Source organism: Ureibacillus sp. FSL K6-8385 (assembly GCF_038593155.1).
GTDB lineage: Bacteria > Bacillota > Bacilli > Bacillales_A > Planococcaceae > Ureibacillus > Ureibacillus terrenus.
This window is the reverse complement of sequence record NZ_CP151968.1, coordinates 1568767-1586743: the sequence shown is the minus strand read 5'-3', so window position 1 is coordinate 1586743 and position 17977 is coordinate 1568767. Positions and strand designations below refer to the sequence as shown.

The window sequence follows — 17977 nt, the reverse complement described above, 5'->3', positions numbered from 1 at the left end:
AGAAGAGATGTTGAAAAAAATTGGTTCAATTATTCCTTTGTTGTTGCTTGTCGCACTGCCAGCCTATGCTGCAGAGCCGACAGTGGAGTCTTTGGAGTTATCCGTTAACTTGGTTTGGGTCATGTTGGGTGCCATATTGGTGTTTTTCATGCATGCCGGATTTACCTTGGTGGAAACAGGGTTCACAAGAGCGAAAAACTCTTTGAACATCATTATGAAAAACTTTTTGACAATCAGCCTGGTATCAATTTTATATTATCTCGTCGGTTTTGGCCTTATGTTTGGGGATTCGGCCGGCGGTGTGGTCGGAACAAACGGATTTTTCCTATCGGGAAGAGAGGATATCGACTTTTTCATTTTCCAGGCCATGTTCGCAGCGACGTCCATCACCATTATATCCGGAGCAGTTGCCGAACGGATTCATATTTTAAGTTATATGTTGATTGCCATTGGAATGAGCATAGTCATTTATCCGATTATCGGCCATTGGGTTTGGTCCGGAGATGGCTGGCTTGCCCAATTGGGATTCACTGATTTTGCCGGTTCTACGGTGGTACATTTAACAGGCGGCATTGCAGCATTGACGGTGGTCATTTTCCTCGGGCCTCGTATCGGAAAATACACAGGCAAAAAGGTCAACGTCATTCCGGGCCATAACATTCCATTAGGGGCCCTTGGAGTATTCGTTCTATGGCTGGGCTGGTTCGGATTCAACGGCGCCAGCACACTGGCTGCAGATACAAGCCTGGTGCCTAACGTCATTGCGACAACATTGCTTTCCACATCTGCAGCATTTGTGGCATCTGCATTGTATACAAGAATCCGTTTCGGAAAAATCGATCCTTCCATTTCATTGAACGGCGTTTTAGGCGGTTTAGTGGGAATTACGGCAGGTGCGGCGGATATTTCAATCCCGGGTTCCATTGTTGTGGGATTAGTGTCAGGGATTTTATTAGTGGAAGGTGTCCGCTTCCTGGATGCGAAACTCCGTGTGGATGACCCGGTAGGAGCCATTGCTGTCCATGGCATTTGCGGCATTTGGGGAACACTTGCGGTAGGTTTATTCTCGACTTCAAGCGGTTTGTTCTATGGCGCAGGAGCGTCTCAGCTGGGAATCCAGGCGCTCGGTGTTTTAGCGGTTTTAGTGTATACTTTCTTGCTTGTCAGCGTCATTACGGTCGTGATCAATTACATCTATCCAATCCGCGTTTCAAGCGAAGAAGAAATTGCCGGACTCGATTACTCCGAACATGGTGCATATGCATATGAATGGAGCCAAAGCTTATTAGAAAGAGTGATCAACGGCAATGAGGAAAAACCGGTACACGGATTGGGGTTGGCCGATCGTTTAAACAACTTGGCACGCGGCACAGTGAATAGCAAAACTTCCTAACCCTTTTTAACATAAGACTTCCGAACGGGATGTGAAGGCATCTTGATTTGGAAGTCTTTTGTTCAGCATCAGGGAATCCGGTTTCCCATGCAAAGAGGCGCTGCACAATGGGCAGCGCCTCAAAACGTTCAATGGTTGTATGTTTTGCTTAATTCAATGAAAAAGTCCAGCGCTCTCGGATTTGCGACGGCATCTTTGTTGATGGCTTTATTTGCCGGCATACCGAGCAAAATTTTCCGGATCGGCACTTCCAATTTCTTTCCGTTCAGCGTTTTCGGCACTTCTTCAATGACATGGATTTGATCGGGTACAAAGCGTGGAGACAAATTTTTTCTGATGGCATCCTTCAATTGTTGGACGAATGCATCGTTAAATTGGCCGGGATTTTGCATGACGACAAATAAAGATAAGCAGGACGGCCGATCTTTATACTCCAAATCCACGACCAAACTGTCCCTGATTTCCGGGAAGGATTCAACAATTTTATATATTTCGCTTGTTCCCATCCGCACACCGGAGCGGTTGATTGTCGCATCGGAACGTCCGTAGATGATGCAGCTGCCATCTTCATTGATCTGAATCCAGTCTCCGTGTCTCCAAACATTTGGATACGTGCTGAAATAGCTGTCAAGATATCGGCTGTAGTCCTGGTCTTTCCAGAAATAAATCGGCATCGATGGCATCGGTTTTGTGACAACGAGCTCGCCGACGGAGCCGATGATCGGACGGCCTTCTTCATCATAGCTTTCCACTTTTGCGCCCAGGGAACGTGCCGGAATGATTCCTGCTCTGACAGGGAGGCAGACATTTCCTCCGACGAATCCCGTGCAAACATCGGTGCCTCCGCTCAAGGAAACAAGCAAGATGTCTTTTTTCACGGAATCGTAAACCCATTTAAAGCCATTGGCGGATAAAGGCGAACCGGTTGAGAAGACCGCCCGCAATTCAGGGAATGAAAAATGCCGATTTGGACGATAATTTTGTTTCATGCAAGAATCGATAAATGCCGCGCTTGTCCCAAAAACCGTAATGCCCGCTTCTTCCGCATAGCTCCATAATGCGGAAAGGTCCGGGTAGCTTGGACTGCCATCATATAAAACTATGGTGCTTCCCGCCATCAATCCGCTGATCAGGAAGTTCCACATCATCCAACCGGTTGTCGTAAACCAGAAAAAACGGTCGTCTTTTCCGATATTCCCTTCAAGCTTCAGGGATTTTAAATGTTCGAGAATGATGCCTCCGTGGGAATGGACAATCGGCTTAGGCAAACCGGTAGTGCCTGAAGAGTATAAAATCCATAATGGATGGCTGAATTCCACCTGTTCACTTTCAAGTTCCAGGTTTTTTTCTTTTACCGCTTCCGCCCAATGAATCATGTTTGGAGACAGTTCCGGCTGTTCCCCGGCATTCTGGATGAGGATGCAATGTTCAATGGACGGGATTTCTTCGAGCAGATGGCGGATGGTATCCATTTTGTCATATATCTTCCCGTTGTATTGGCAGCCGTTGACGGCAATAAGAAGTTTCGGTTCAATCTGTTTAAAACGGTCAACGACACTGCCCACCCCAAAATCCGGAGAGGCCACCGACCAAATCGCGCCGATGCTTGCACAGGCCAAAAAGCCGATGACGGTTTCGGGGATATTTGGTGCATATGCCGCCACCCGGTCCCCTTTTTGTATTCCAAGTTTTTTCATATAATGGGCCAGCGCCGCCACATCTTCGTACAGCGTTTTCCACGAAACCGTTTGATGCGGTTGATTTTCGGCTTTATAAATGATTGCAGGATTCGGAAGTTCTTTATTGCGAAAGATCTGGTCCACATAATTTAAATGGGCATTTTGAAACCATTTGACAAAAGGCATTTCATTGCCGGACAAAATCTTGTCATACGGCCGGCTATGGACCACTTCACAGTATTCCCAAATGGATTTCCAAAATTCTTCCGTTTCTGTGGTGGACCAATCCCATAATGCCTGGTGGGAATCAAACTGGTAGCCGTAGTGCTCCCGCAGCCATTGTTTGTAGCGGGTCAATTCGCTGTTTTGAACCGTGGCTTCATCCGGCGTGTATAACAGCGATCCTTCCAGTACTGTAATCAATCAAATCATCCTTTCAGTAATTCGATTTATTGAAAATATGGGGAGTTTTCTTTTGCCATTTCTTCGATACTTTCCGCAAACAATTAATAGAATTTAGTATATTAATTAATTATGAATAGAATAATAAAAAAATGCTCCTGACAATAAATTTTCATAATTAAAAAAGAAGAGTTTTCAATACATGATAGATTTTTGATAAAATATTACTTTTTTTTCATAACTTGTATATTTTTTTAGTAGAAAGATTGAATTTTATTTGAAATATTTGTTTTTTCGTGTTTTCAAGAATATAATCTTTTTATAATCATAAGTTTTATTATAGGAATTATAAGGATAGGGGTGAGGGGATATTGGGAAACATTGTCAACCAATTGGAATTAACGAACTTGATCCGTGAGATTGAACACTCATTTGATGATGTAGTTAAATGGCGGCGTCATTTGCACCAGCATCCGGAACTTTCCTTTGAGGAGCATGAAACGAGCAAATTCATCGCAGAAAAGTTGGAGGACTTTGGATTGACGGTCCAAAGGAATGTCGGAGGAACAGGATTAGTTGCAAAGATCGAAGGGGGGCAACCCGGAAAAACCGTTGCCTTCCGTGCGGACTTTGATGCATTGCCGATTCAGGATTTAAAAAAGGTGAGCTATGCTTCAAAAAAAGAAGGCGTATCCCATGCATGCGGGCATGACGGCCATACGGCGGCGCTATTGGGATTTGCCAAAGCGTCTCAAAGCATCGGCATCTTCTGAAAGGAAACATTTTGTTGATTTTCCAACATGCGGAGGAAAAACCGCCGGGCGGGGCTAAGGAAATGATTGCGCAAAATATTTTGGAGGACGTCGATTACGTATTTGCCGCCCATTTGGATTCTTCGCTAGAAGTGGGGAAGGTGGCAATCGGTCCGGGTTATCAGATGGCGGCCGTGGATCATTTTAAAATCCATTTGAAAGGCCTTGGAGGGCATGCGGCCCGTCCGCATGAAGCCGTGGACGCGTTGGTGGCAGGAGCTGAATTGGTCACGGGCCTCCAAAAGATTGTCAGCCGCAATATCAATCCATTGCATTCAGCCGTTGTGACGATCGGGAAGTTTCAATCGGGAACGGCCTTCAATGTAATCGCCGAAAACGCGTTTTTGGAAGGAACGGTGCGGACATACGATGAATCAGTACGGCACCACATAAAAAATCGGATCGAACAAATTACGAAAGGGATTTCGTCAGCACATAATATTGAATCTGAGATTGAGTATTTATTCGGCTATCCGGCCCTTTATAACGATCCGGAACAAACAGAAAAAGTGAAGCGGGCCTTGATGGAAGGTTTTGGAGAGGAAGCGGTCATCGAACAAACCCCTTCCATGGGAGCGGAGGATTTTGCCTATTTCTTATTGGAGAAGCCGGGCACATACTTTAAAGTCGGTTCAAGGAACGAAAGGGAAGAAACCCAATATCCGCATCACCATGGAAACTTCGATATAGACGAAAGGGCGCTCTTCAACATCCAAAAAGCATTCGCTTTTATTGCTCATGATTATTTGAATGGTGCGATTGGATCGGAATTGTAAGCGTCGGATGATGGAAATTTCAAAGCAAGCAGGCAGGAGACCTGACTCTCCTGCCTTTTGTTTTGCCGTTTTTGGTAAATGAAAAATATTATCAATTTGGAACAATTTTTTGTATAATTTGTGATATGAATATGGATAGAAAGGGAAACCAGATGTTAAAGCATTTTTTTTCATATTACAAACCGCATAAACGCTTATTTATCATCGACTTTTCTTGTGCCGTCTTAGTGGCCGTTTTGGATTTGTTTTTCCCGATTGCGGTGCAATGGTTCATTGATACGTTGTTACCGGAAGGCAATTGGGGAAAAATTGTGCAAGTGAACATATTGTTGCTGCTTGTGTATTTGTTAAGCACGTTCATGAACTTTGTTGTCAATTATTTGGGGCACAAGCTTGGCATCAATATTGAAACGGACATGCGCCGGGATTTATTCGATCATATCCAAAAACAAAGCTTTAAATTTTTTGACAATACTAAAACCGGCCACATTATGAGCCGGATTACGAACGATTTGTTTGACATCGGGGAATTTGCCCATCATGGTCCCGAAGATTTCTTTATTGCCATGATGACATTCATCGGGGCATTTGTGATCATGTTCCAGATCAATCCGCCCCTTGCGTTGATTGCCCTTGTCTTCATGCCGTTTTTGATTTGGCTCGTGACTTATTGCAATACGAAAATGAACAATGCCTGGAAAGAGATGTACAGCAAAATTGCCGATGTCAATGCGAGAGTGGAGGACAGCATCTCGGGAATCCGTGTGGTAAAGGCATTTACGAACGAAGAGTTTGAAATGGACCGTTTCCGCAAGCAAAACGGCTTTTTCCGATCAGCCAAGCTTTATGCTTATAAAGTGATGGCGGGGACCCATTCAAGCATCTATTTTATGACCCGGCTTCTCACGCTGGTCATTTTGGTGGTCGGCGCCTGGCTGAGCTACAACGGCAAATTGTCCTACGGCGAATTGGTAAGTTTCGTTTTATATACGAACGTATTGATCAAACCGGTGGATAAAATCAGCGCGTTGTTGGAGCTTTATCCAAAAGGGATGGCGGGCTTTAAGCGGTTCCGCGAAATGCTCAGGCAGGAACCGGAAATCAAGGACCGGGAAAATGCCATTGCCGTCCCTCATTTGGAAGGGAATATTTCATTTAAGAAGGTATCCTTCCAATATGATGAGACAAAACCCGTATTGAGCAATGTTTCCTTTGATATTAAGGCAGGGCAGACCATTGCCTTTGTCGGCCCATCGGGAGCAGGGAAGACTACGATTTGTTCACTGATTCCCCGCTTCTATGACGTAAATGGAGGGGCGATTACCATTGACGGAATCGATGTGCGGGACATGACGCAAAAATCATTGCGGCAACAAATCGGCATTGTCCAACAGGATGTGTTTCTTTTTACGGGAACCATCCGCGAAAATATCGAATATGGCCGTTTGGGCGCCAGCTTTGAAGAAATTCAGGCCGCAGCCGAAAAGGCGCATTTGAAGGATTTCATTGAATCGCTTCCTGACGGGTATGATACTCAAATAGGCGAGCGCGGCCTGAAATTGTCCGGGGGTCAAAAGCAGCGGCTCGCCATCGCGCGGATGTTTTTGAAAAATCCGCCGATCCTGATTTTGGATGAAGCCACTTCCGCGCTCGATACGGAAACCGAGATGATGATCCAAAATTCGTTGAACGAGCTGTCCAAAAACCGCACAACGCTCGTCATCGCCCACCGGCTGGCGACGATCCGCAATGCGGACCGGATCTTTGTTGTCACGGACAATGGCATTGAAGAAGAAGGGACGTATGAAGAACTGCTCGCTTTAAACGGCGTGTTCGCAAAATTGCACAAAGCACAGTTTCAAAAAGCGGAAGAGATGGCTTACCTCAAGTAACATAACAGGAAGACATTAAAACGGAGCGAATTGATATTCGCCCCGTTTTTTTACTCATCCAATCGGAAGTTTTGTTAATTTTTTTGAAGCCTGCAAACATTGTTTTGCAGGCTTTTTTTATTTGGTTGCTCAACAGCGTCTTCGGTTTTTTAGCGGAATTGGTATTTCGACAGATAATATGGTTTTTTTGTAGAAATTTTTGTTTCGAAAATAATTGACGGGATTCGGTTCGGAAAATTAAAATTTCTGTACAAAATACGGTAATGTTTACCGCCTGTGCGTAAAAAAGAAGATTTCATGCATTTATCTATTATTTCATCGATTGAAATAGTTAATTTAACCCGTTTGAAATAGTAAACGGATAAAAAATTTTTGGAGGGATGGGGATGAAGGGGAAATTTCTTATCGCGATGCTGATGGGTGCCGTTCTGCTTTTGGGGTGTCAAAGCAATGCTGAACGGTATGGGGAACCTTTGATCTTTACGACCGGAACAACGACAGGGGTTTATTATTCGCTGGGGGCGGGTCTGTCGACATTGTGGACGAACGAAATGCAAAAAAGAGTGGCCTCCCAAGCGTCAAATGGAAGTATTGAAAACTTGAAGCTGATGAGCAAAGGAGAGGCGAATATCGCCTTTACAACCGTTAATTTTGCTTACGAAGCATACAATGGAACCGGCTCCTTCAAAGGGAAACCGTACAAAGGAGTCCGCATCCTGGCCAATCTCTACCCGAACGTCAGCCATATTGTGGCAAAAAACGACAAACGTATCCAAACGATCGAAGATTTGAAGGGAAAAAGTTTTGTTTTTGGCGCGGCTGGGAGTGCAACCGAAATCGAATCCAAACTGGTGTTGGAAGCCCATGGAATAAAACCCGATGAAGTAAAGGGGAATTATGTCGGATTTACGGAAGCGACGGATTTGATGAGAAACGGCCAGGTAGATGCCGTTAATATCTATTCCGGTGTGCCGTCAGCAGCGACGACGGAATTAATATCCACACTTGATACTAAAGTTCTCAGTTTTTCGGAGGAAGCGATTCATAAATTGACTGAAAAATATCCATGGAATTTTAAATATGTCATCGAACCAAACACATATGATAAACAATCCAAGCCCATTATTACCATCGGACAATATAGTGCCATCGTGATTGACGAAAGTGTTTCGGAAGAATCCGCTTATCAGCTGACCAAGCTGCTTTGGGAAAACGTTGAAGAACTTAGTAAATCATACAGCATCGCAAAACAGTTTGATCCGAAAAAGGCTGTTGAAGGCACTGCAGGAGTGCCGATACATCCAGGAGCTTTGAAATATTACCGGGAAATTGGAGTAGTGGAATAGGGGGGATTCAATGGTAACAAAAAATGAACTGAATGTGGATGTTCAACAATTGGTGGAAGTGGAGGAGAAATCGCTCCATTCAAGAAAGTATCTAGGGGTTTTTGGAAAAATCGTCGTGCTTTTGGCGGTTGTTTGGACCATTTTCCAACTTTACATGAATACATTTGGCATCATGGATGCCGTAAAATTCCGGGCATGGCATTTAGGGTTTCTGCTCCTGTTCAGCTTTATTTTTTATCCGGCAACGAAAAGGAGCGTCGGCACGCGGAAGCTGCCGACGATCGCAGATATTGTGTGCATTGTGTTATCCATTTTTGTCATCTCTTATTTGTTGATCACCTACGACGTCTTTGTGCGGGATCGCGCGGGAGAGAATACAACCTTTGATATTTATGTGGGAATTTTGGCATTAATTTTATTGTTTGAGGCGAGCCGCCGCGTCGTGGGAATGGGCTTGACGCTCATCGCTTTATTCTTCTTGCTGTATAATTTTTTTGGCGCTTATATTCCCGGATTGCTGGGGCATTACGGATTCAGTATTGAACGTGTCGTCAACCTGATGTATTGGGGTGGACAAGGAATATTCGGAACTGCTTTGGGCGTTTCTGCAACTTATATTTTTGTGTTTGTTTTATTTGGTGCCTTCTTAAAAAACAGCGGATTTTCGGATTTTATCAATGTACTGGCATTGACTATCGCAGGCAGGACTGCAGGGGGACCCGCAAAAGTGGCGGTTTTTGCAAGTGCATTAATGGGGACGGTCAGCGGCAGTGCGGTGAGCAATGTTGTGACGACAGGTACGGTGACCATTCCGATGATGAAAAAAGCGGGCTATTCCAAGAAGTTTGCAGGGGCCGTGGAAGCGGTGGCTTCTACGGGAGGATTGATTGCGCCTCCTGTAATGGGCGCGGCTGCTTTCATCATGGCCGAATACCTGGGCGTATCTTATTCCATCATCATCCTGGCGGGTATTATTCCGGCCATCCTGTATTATTTGACGCTGTTCATGATGGTTCATTTTGAAGCGAAAAAGATGGGGTTATCAGGAATCTCAAAAGAAAATATACCAAACGCCAAAAAAGTGCTGAAAGAGGGCGGCCATTTATCCATTCCATTGATGCTGTTGCTTATTTTGTTATTTACCGGATTTTCGCCGTTATATGCGGCGATCATCTCCATGCTTTCCGTTGTTCCTGCGGCAGCCATCCGCAAAAGTACCAGAATGGGTTTGTCCGCGATCATTGATTCCATAGTGGAAGGGGTCAAAGGCACAATCAGCGTCGGTATTGCCTGCGCTATTGTAGGGATTGTGATTGCCACGATTACATTGACAAGTGTCGGTTTAATTATCGGCAATAATGTAATCAGCTTTGCCGGGGAAAGTGTGCTGATGGCAGCTTTATTGACCGCTTTGATCAGCATTGTCCTGGGAATGGGAGTGCCGGCGACAGCGGCATATATTATCGTGGCAACGATTTCCGTTCCGATTTTGGCGCAATTGGGGGTTGTACCGATTGCTGCCCATATGTTCGCCTTCTACTTTGCGGCGCTATCCAGCATTACCCCTCCCGTTGCTTTAGCTGCCTACGCAGCGGCGGGAATTGCGGGAGAATCTCCGAATAAAGTGGGAATGGAATCCGTAAGGTTGGGGCTGATGGGGTTTATTGTGCCTTTCTTCTTCATCTTCAATCCGACTTTGCTATTGACCGGCGGAACCGTTGGCGAATATATTTTTGCAGGCGCAACGGCAATCATCGGAGGGATTGCTTTGGCGGCGGGATTGAAAGGCTACCTGATTAGACAAACATTCCTGGCCGAAAGGATTTTATTATTGGCAGCGGGAATTTGTTTAATCGATACAAATCTCATCATAAATGCCATATCCCTATTGGCCGTAGGAGGGGTCCTGATGTCCCACCTTTTGATCAAATCAAAAACGGTTGAAATTGAGGAAAAGACGTCAATAGCGGAATAGCGAAAGGAAAATTTATAATATTTATGGAAAAATAGAGGATATTTCAGACTCCATAGCCCCATAAAAGGGTTTATGGAGTTTTTGTACGGCTCTTTTTAAGAAACAAACAACTTTTTATTGGTTTACATAATTTTTTTATGTACACACTCAGTAAAAAATAAGATTATAAAACAATAGTCTGGAGATTATTCAAAAATCTCATTAGAATATATGGTAGTTCAACTATACAGAAGAGGTGGAACCATGTTTTACTTGACTCGGGAGCGGCAAAAAGTCTTCCAGGCGGCGAATCTTTTTCCTTTCGGGGAAGAGTTTGATTCCGAATTGGAAGAGAAGTTATATGAAGATTTGGCCAATTATTTGGATGTCATCCCGCAAAAATTTCAAAAGGAAATACTGGAACGGACGTTATTTTCCAATAATGATTTAATGAATGAATTTGAAGAATGGTGCAATGAAACAATCGACCGGTTTATTGAAAACAGCGGGGTTATTACTAAAAAACGTTATAGAATCATCCAAAATTTCCAGCCTTCTGTCCAAAATGTTTTTATCGAGTCTTTGCATGATGGTGAAATTTTGAAGGCCGAACAAGAAGGGAATGATATTGTCCTTTTGCTCAATATGGACGGCGGATTTACAAAGGAATCCATCGTGCAGCTGGTTTTTCATGATGCAAAAATGGAAGGGAATCTGGAAGGATATTATCTGCATGATGAACTGGATTCATCCGAAGACGGATTCGGATTGAGAATCATTTCCGGCTTCGGCTGCCCTCACGAAGAATGCACGATATATTTCAAAGATGTCACAGCAAATTGTTTATACCGTCCGGCCATTTATAGCGAACCCGGTGAAATCGGATCGTGGAGCGGCTATGTTGCATCGCTGAACCCGGACAATCAATATTTCATTGTAAAAAATTGCCGTTTCGTTGAAATTGATTTGGACAGCCTATCCCAGAAAGACGAAGGGATTTTTGCAGGGGATGAATGGTTGGGACGCACATTTGAGGAAGCAAAAGAGAAAATCCATTGCGCCCGATTTGAAGATCCTTATGCATACTTAAATGAGCTGTTGCCGGCGGAAAAATTGGGAACGGCTCTTTTTGATAAAGATCCTTTCGTCCGGTTAAGAGCCTTTAACACTCTATTTGAACTGGGAGAAGAAGCCGCGGGCATCGTCAATGATGCATTGCGTAAAATTGATATCAATGATGAGGAAAATATGGACTTTGAAACCGTGGCAAATTATTTTCACCGTCTTGATTGTTTGGACGAGGATGTAAAGCGAAAATGGATCAGAGCCGATGAAAATGATCATCTGGGCAAAGATTAAGTGTTTTCAATAAGAAACAGCCCCATCAATCAGGGATGGGGGTTCGTTCGTTTCCTAATAGTAGAAGAAAGTAATTTTTGTGGAAAAATAATGAGGGATGGCATTTGTTTTCTTCTCTACTGCCTTTTTTTCGTTTTTTTATTGTTAAACTTTTCTTCCGGTGTCAACGGCTCGTTTGCCAGTTCATGATCGAACTCCCTGGACAATTGTTTTCTGACGGCTTGCTCATCGCTGAAATTGCCGCTTAAATTTTTCTTTTCTCTGTTGCTCATTTTTACACCTCCATGGCTTTAGTTTGTCACGAGGGGTGGCGAATATTCTTTTTATTTTCCCAACATTTCTTCATCTCCCGAAAAGAAATCTGTGTCAAACGTCCAAACATTTTTTATGGACGGATGACCCTCTCCTTATTCGCGATTCATTCAAGAAAAATAAAAAGTTTTTGACGATTATATTAAAATTCGCTCATTTGCAGGAAAATCCAGAGAATATTAGGGAACAAATGTAAAAGAAATGGTAATCTAATATCAACGGAATCTTTATTAATATAATTTCCTCCGTTTTCAACTGGTGATTTGTTTGAAGAGTAGTGCTGGAGCCTCTTCAGGGTAGAGGGAGTGAATTTGCCAATGAATTATCATACGATGAACGTCAGTGAAGTGGAAAAAAGCCTAAATACCAATTTGTTTGAAGGATTGACAGAACAGGAAGCGAAAAAACGGCTGGAACAATATGGTTACAATGAACTCGAGATTTATAAAAAGCAATCGGACCTATGGCTTTTTTTCCGTCAATTTAAGGATTTTCTAGTTATCATTTTGCTGGTTGCCGTCTTGATCTCATTGTTTTTGGGAGAGTATGCAGATGCCATAACCATTTTGACGATTGTCATCATAAATGCGTTTTTGGGTTTTTTTCAGGAAAGAAAAGCGGAAAGGGCGCTGGAGGCACTCCAAAAATTGTCTGCTCCTCAAGTGAATGTATTGAGAAATGGCGAATGGATGAAGATTCCATCCAGGGAACTGGTTCCGGGGGATGTCATCCGGTTCTCAAGCGGTGACCGGATTGGAGCGGATGTCCGCATTATGGAATCAATCAGCCTTGAAATCGAAGAATCTCCTCTTACCGGAGAATCGGTTCCGGTCGAGAAGACAACGGATCCATTGGACGAAGAGGAACCCGGAATCGGAGACATGAGAAATATGGCCTTTATGGGAACCCTTGTTACGCGGGGCAGCGGAAAGGGCATTGTCGTCGGAACCGGCATGGAAACGGAAATGGGGAAAATTTCAGGATTAATGCAAAAGGCTGCCCAATCTTTTGAAACCCTTTTGCAAAGACGGCTAAAACAATTGGGGAAAATCCTCATTGTCGTCGCAGCGTTGTTGACGATTTTAATCGTTGTAATCGGCGTCATTCAGGACCGCGACCTTTATACAATGCTGTTGACAGGGGTCTCCTTGGCGGTGGCAGCCATTCCGGAAGGGCTCCCTGCCATAGTGACCATCGTTCTTTCCCTCGGGGTTACGCAAATGATCAAAAAGAACGCCATTGTCCGGAAACTGCCGGCCGTCGAAACCCTTGGCACGGCAACGGTCATCTGTTCAGATAAGACGGGAACAATGACGCAAAATAAAATGACGGTCACTCATCTATGGATCGGCGGGAAGACCTGGACAGTCGACGGATCGGACTATTCTCCTAAAGGGGCTTTTTATCACGATGGTTCGCCGGTCGATATCCAAAAAGAACCAGTTCTTCTTCAAATGCTGATGTACGGCATGCTTTGCAACCATGCCGAAGTGAGGAAAAAAGGCGATGAATATGTATTAGACGGCAGCCCGACGGAAGGCGCGATGCTGGTTGCGGCGATGAAGGCGGGATTTGACCGCCATCAATTGCTGGTGGACTATACCGTCCTTCAAGAGTTTCCCTTTGATTCCGCACGGAAAATGATGTCGATGATCGTAAAAGATCCGGACGGAAAACAATTGGTCATTGCGAAAGGGGCTCCGGACGTATTGGCAAATGTGAGCAGCCATATAATCTGGGACGGAAAAGCGCAGCCTCTGACATTCGAAATGAAGAAATCCCTTCGATCTGCCATTGATGATTTGAATTCCCGGGCATTAAGAACAATGGCAATCGCTTATAAAGAGTTGCCGCCGGATGTTTCCATCTCCGGGGCGGAAGAAGCGGAATCAGGACTTACGTTTATGGGGCTGGAAGGAATGATCGATCCGCCAAGACCCGAAGTGAAAGAAGCGGTGGAAGAATGCAAAAAAGCCGGCATCAAAACCATCATGATTACCGGGGATCATTTGATTACAGCCAAAGCTATTGCCGCAGAGCTGGGGATTTATCAAGAGGATAGCATGATAATAGATGGAAGAACGTTGGCCAAAATGTCCGTGGAAGAATTGGAAAAGGTCGTGGAAGATGTTGCCGTATTTGCAAGAGTTTCTCCTGAACATAAATTGAAAATAGTCAATGCCCTTCAACGGAAGGGACATATTGTTGCGATGACGGGCGACGGGGTAAATGATGCACCCGCCATTAAAGCGGCGGATATCGGCATTTCAATGGGAATTACTGGTACTGATGTTGCCAAAGAGTCTTCGTCCCTGATCCTTTTGGATGATAATTTTGCAACAATCAAAGCGGCCATTCAAGAAGGGCGCAACATTTATGAAAACATCCGCAAATTTATTCGATATCTCCTTGCTTCCAATGTCGGTGAAATGCTTGTGATGATTTTCGCGATTATTTGTGCATTGCCTTTGCCTTTGATTCCAATTCATATTTTGTGGGTAAATCTTATCACAGATGGCCTGCCCGCGATGGCTTTAGGGGTCGACCAGCCGGAAGAAGATTTGATGAAAAGCAAGCCGCGGGATCCTAAGGAAGGAATATTCGCAAGGGGGCTTGGCTGGAAAGTCATTTCACGGGGGCTTCTAATCGGCATTGTCACGCTGGCCGTTTTCTTGGTGACGCTTGAAAATCATCCGGATGATTTGGTATATGCCCAAACGGCAGCCTTTGCATCCCTTGTGATGGCCCAATTGATTCATGTATTTGATTGCCGCTCCAATAAATCGGTTTTTTCACGAAATCCATTCGGCAATCGGTATCTTGTCTGGGCGGTTTCATCTTCCCTTGTTTTAATGTTGATCGTCATTTATATACCGGCATTGCAGCCAATTTTCTCGACAGCTCCGATTCGATTATTGGATTGGCTGTTCATACTTTTGATGGCCAGCATCCCGACAATCCTGCCGGGTGCAATTGATGCCATCATCCTTAAAAGGAAATATAATTAGTAGTCCCTTTTTCGGAGATTTTGCAGTTCAAATATAATAATTACAGAGCGGATGGGGAAATTCTTTCCTCATCCGCTCTATTTTTTGTAATCCGAAATTATATTAATAAAATGTTAGAGCGGAAAGGGGCATCCTTTGATTTGGCAGAAAGGAGGGACAAAGGTTCAACAAAATTTCACTTATTTATGAAGTTATTATATTATATACTAGAAATATATAAGAATTATTTTTTTACATTTCGATCAATTCTAACCATTCATTTTGTAAGCGCTTACCTAATGTTTTCCTAACGTAATTTCTAAAAATATCAGCTTCTATTTCGTATGGAAGCGATACCGGAGGCGGATCTCAATGAAAAATGCGGTAAATGTTACATCGGAAATCGGAAAACTTCAGACAGTGCTGCTTCATCGTCCGGGAGAGGAAGTGGAAAATTTGACACCGGAATATTTGCAGCGTCTTCTTTTCGACGATATACCCTATTTGCCGATCATTCAAAAAGAACACGATGTTTTTGCGGAAACTTTGCGTGAAAATGAAATTGAAGTTCTCTATTTGACGGATTTGCTTTCCGAAGCTTTGCATTCGGAAGAAATCAAGGAACAATTTGTGCATGACATTTTGACCGAATCAAAGATTTCCGTCGATGATTCGTTCTATGTCATTTCGGAGTATTTGTTGTCCTTCGACACTCCCGAAATGATCAAAAAAATCATTGCCGGAGTACGCAAAGATGAAATCGAACACATCAAGAAAAAACATTTATATGAAATCCTCACAAGCCATTATCCATTTTATCTGGACCCGATGCCGAACCTCTATTTTACAAGAGATCCTGCAGCCGTAGTGGGCAACGGTTTGGCCATCAATAAAATGAGGGAACCCGCGAGACAACGTGAATCCCTTTTCATCGATTATATTGTGAACTATCACCCCCGCTTTAAAAATCAGGAAATCCCCATCTGGTTCAACCGTGACTTCGATTACCCATTGGAAGGCGGCGATGTGCTTGTATTGTCCAAAGATACGATCGCCATCGGCATCAGCGCCCGCACTGCTGCCAAATCCATCGAACGTTTTGCCTTAAATCTTTTCAACAACCAAAATTCCGTCAAACGCGTCCTCGCTGTCGAAATCCCGAAGAGCCGTGCTTATATGCATCTGGATACAGTCTTTACGATGATTGATGTTGATAAATTTACCATTCATTCCGCCATCCAGGATTCAAATGGTGAAATGGATATTTACGTCCTTGGACAAGGATCAGATCCGGAAACATTGAATATTGCCCACAAAACCAATCTGTTGGAAACGTTGAAGGAAGTCTTGGAACTTAAAGAAATTTTGTTGATTCCATGCGGAGGAGGCGACATCATCGCAGGTCCCCGGGAACAATGGAATGACGGTTCCAATACTTTGGCGATTGCGCCGGGAAAAGTCATCACCTATGACCGAAACTATGTGACGAATCAATTATTAAGAGAAAATGGAATAGAAGTGATTGAAGTGCCAAGTTCGGAATTATCGCGGGGCAGGGGAGGGCCACGCTGCATGAGCATGCCGTTGGTAAGAAAAGATCTGGAATAAAAAATGAAAGTGGGCAGGTTTATGCTCCCTTTCCAAGTGAGGTGCCTTAAAATGAAGGAATCAAAACAATTGGGGCTGTTTGCATTAATCGCGCTAGTTGTCGGTTCAATGATTGGCAGCGGCGCATTCAACTTGGCCGGTGATATGGCTCTCGGTGCCAATGCCGGCGCCATCCTGATTGGTTGGATCATTACCGGCATCGGGATTGTTGCGCTGGGACTTGCCTTTCAATATCTATCCATTCATAAGCCGGATTTGGACAGCGGGATTTATAGCTATGCCAAAGAAGGGTTCGGACCATTTTTAGGATTCAGCAGTGCGTGGGGATATTGGCTGTCTGCCTGGCTCGGAAACATTGCCTATGCGACGCTTGTCATGTCTTCCATCGGTTACTTTATTCCGGTTTTTGAGGGAGGGCAAAATGTCGCTTCCATTATCGGGGCATCGGTATTATTATGGGGCGTTCATTTTCTTGTGCTCCGGGGCGTACACTCCGCGGCTTTTATTAACACCATTACGACAATCTGCAAAGTGATACCGATTTTCCTGTTTATCCTGATTACCCTCTTCTTCTTTAACATTGACAAATTTACCTTTGAATTTTGGGGCAGCGGAGGATTCTCCTGGTCCAGTGTCGCTTCCCAGGTGAAAAGCACGATGCTTGTGACGTTATGGGTATTTATCGGAGTGGAAGGGGCCGTTGTCATGTCGGCAAGGGCAAAAAGCAAATCGGATGTCGGTAAAGCGACAGTCATCGGCTTAATCAGCGTTTTATTGATTTATGTATTCATTACAATCGTTTCGATGGGGGTAATGACAAGGGAAGAACTTGCGGCACTTCCAACCCCGACCATGGCCTATGTATTCGAAGCGGTGGTGGGAAAATGGGGAGCTGTATTCATTAACATGGGATTGATCATTTCCATATTGGGAGCCTGGCTGAGTTGGACGCTGTTTGCCGCGGAATTGCCCTATGAAGCCGCAAAGGACCGGGTGTTCCCAAAATGGCTGGCAAAGGAAAACATCAATAAGGCCCCGGTAAATTCCCTGTGGCTGACAAACGGTTTGGTGCAAGTTTTCTTGATTACCTTGCTCTTTACGGACAAAGCATACAATTTTATGTTCAGCCTGGCTTCTTCCGCCATACTCATACCTTATATGTTATCGGCATTCTATCAGGTGAAGCTGGTTTCTATTAAGGAAAACAGAAAACAATTCATCATCGGCATCATCGCCAGCATCTACACAATTTGGCTCGTTTATGCAGGCGGGCTGGATTATTTGTTGCTGACCATGCTGCTATATGCACCGGGCATTTTAATTTATAAATACACCCAGAAGGAATATGGCGTCACCCGGAAAGATACGGCGTTCGAGATTGCATTGATGATCATTTTCGTGATTCTTGCGGTTGTTGCATTAGCGGAAATTTTCACAGGAAAAATTGATTTCTGATG

General features: G+C 44.1%; 12 protein-coding genes. 10 read left to right on the top strand and 2 right to left on the bottom strand.

All coding sequences use genetic code 11. The features are described from left to right. Positions 1–7 precede the first annotated feature (7 nt). Entirely contained in the window at positions 8–1393 is a 1386-nt protein-coding gene (locus NST62_RS07720; RefSeq protein ID WP_141601406.1) for an ammonium transporter, read from the top strand. Between the two features lie 128 nt (positions 1394–1521). Here NST62_RS07720 and NST62_RS07715 read toward each other — a convergent pair whose 3' ends face one another. Beyond that, positions 1522–3495, bottom strand: coding sequence for an acetoacetate--CoA ligase (locus NST62_RS07715; RefSeq protein ID WP_141601405.1), 1974 nt, complete (start codon positions 3493–3495; stop codon positions 1522–1524). A 350-nt stretch (positions 3496–3845) separates the two neighbouring features. Here NST62_RS07715 and NST62_RS07710 point away from each other — a divergent pair, with 350 nt between their 5' ends. The 6 genes from NST62_RS07710 (at position 3846) to NST62_RS07685 (ending at position 11613) form a co-directional block, all read left to right on the top strand. Next, positions 3846–4247 carry a M20/M25/M40 family metallo-hydrolase gene (locus tag NST62_RS07710; RefSeq protein ID WP_342462794.1) on the top strand — a complete coding sequence of 134 codons (402 nt, stop codon included), beginning with the start codon at positions 3846–3848 and terminating at the stop codon, positions 4245–4247. Between the two features lie 14 nt (positions 4248–4261). Next, positions 4262–5062 (top strand): amidohydrolase, encoded by an 801-nt coding sequence (locus NST62_RS07705; protein WP_342462793.1) that lies wholly within the window; start codon positions 4262–4264, stop codon positions 5060–5062. A 152-nt stretch (positions 5063–5214) separates the two neighbouring features. Then, the gene (locus NST62_RS07700; protein WP_342462792.1) at positions 5215–6954 is read left to right on the top strand and encodes an ABC transporter ATP-binding protein; all 1740 of its coding nucleotides are present in this window, start codon (positions 5215–5217) and stop codon (positions 6952–6954) included. 386 nt (positions 6955–7340) lie between these two features. Next, a complete protein-coding gene (locus NST62_RS07695; RefSeq protein ID WP_342462790.1) occupies positions 7341–8300 on the top strand; it encodes a TAXI family TRAP transporter solute-binding subunit in 960 nt (319 codons plus the stop codon). 10 nt (positions 8301–8310) lie between these two features. Continuing rightward, positions 8311–10275: a TRAP transporter permease gene (locus tag NST62_RS07690; protein WP_342462789.1), complete on the top strand. Its 1965-nt coding sequence runs from the start codon at positions 8311–8313 to the stop codon at positions 10273–10275. 243 nt (positions 10276–10518) lie between these two features. Further along, positions 10519–11613, top strand: coding sequence for a DUF4085 family protein (locus tag NST62_RS07685; protein WP_181733167.1), 1095 nt, complete (start codon positions 10519–10521; stop codon positions 11611–11613). 116 nt (positions 11614–11729) lie between these two features. On the opposite strand, the gene sspO is transcribed toward NST62_RS07685, so the two are convergent. After that, positions 11730–11885: a small acid-soluble spore protein O gene (gene sspO / locus NST62_RS07680; RefSeq protein WP_141601400.1), complete on the bottom strand. Its 156-nt coding sequence runs from the start codon at positions 11883–11885 to the stop codon at positions 11730–11732. 357 nt (positions 11886–12242) lie between these two features. Here sspO and NST62_RS07675 point away from each other — a divergent pair, with 357 nt between their 5' ends. The 3 genes from NST62_RS07675 (at position 12243) to arcD (ending at position 17975) form a co-directional block, all read left to right on the top strand. Beyond that, positions 12243–14933, top strand: a complete 2691-nt coding sequence (locus NST62_RS07675) for a cation-translocating P-type ATPase (protein ID WP_141601399.1) — start codon at positions 12243–12245, stop codon at positions 14931–14933. Positions 14934–15284: 351 nt separating this feature from the next. Continuing rightward, the gene (gene arcA, locus NST62_RS07670; protein WP_141601398.1) at positions 15285–16520 is read left to right on the top strand and encodes an arginine deiminase; all 1236 of its coding nucleotides are present in this window, start codon (positions 15285–15287) and stop codon (positions 16518–16520) included. Positions 16521–16571: 51 nt separating this feature from the next. Next, complete coding sequence (gene arcD / locus NST62_RS07665) at positions 16572–17975, top strand: arginine-ornithine antiporter (RefSeq protein ID WP_141601397.1); 1404 nt, start codon at positions 16572–16574, stop codon at positions 17973–17975. Positions 17976–17977 lie beyond the last annotated feature (2 nt).

Bases quoted from the DNA above. Each gene is read 5' to 3' on its own strand.
- NST62_RS07720 (WP_141601406.1), top strand. From the start codon at position 8: ATGTTGAAAAAAATTGGTTCAATTATTCCTTTGTTGTTGCTTGTCGCA.
- NST62_RS07700 (WP_342462792.1), top strand. From the start codon at position 5,215: ATGTTAAAGCATTTTTTTTCATATTACAAACCGCATAAACGCTTATTT.
- NST62_RS07695 (WP_342462790.1), top strand. From the start codon at position 7,341: ATGAAGGGGAAATTTCTTATCGCGATGCTGATGGGTGCCGTTCTGCTT.
- NST62_RS07690 (WP_342462789.1), top strand. From the start codon at position 8,311: ATGGTAACAAAAAATGAACTGAATGTGGATGTTCAACAATTGGTGGAA.
- NST62_RS07685 (WP_181733167.1), top strand. From the start codon at position 10,519: ATGTTTTACTTGACTCGGGAGCGGCAAAAAGTCTTCCAGGCGGCGAAT.
- sspO (WP_141601400.1), bottom strand. From the start codon at position 11,885: ATGAGCAACAGAGAAAAGAAAAATTTAAGCGGCAATTTCAGCGATGAG.
- NST62_RS07675 (WP_141601399.1), top strand. From the start codon at position 12,243: ATGAATTATCATACGATGAACGTCAGTGAAGTGGAAAAAAGCCTAAAT.
- arcA (WP_141601398.1), top strand. From the start codon at position 15,285: ATGAAAAATGCGGTAAATGTTACATCGGAAATCGGAAAACTTCAGACA.
- arcD (WP_141601397.1), top strand. From the start codon at position 16,572: ATGAAGGAATCAAAACAATTGGGGCTGTTTGCATTAATCGCGCTAGTT.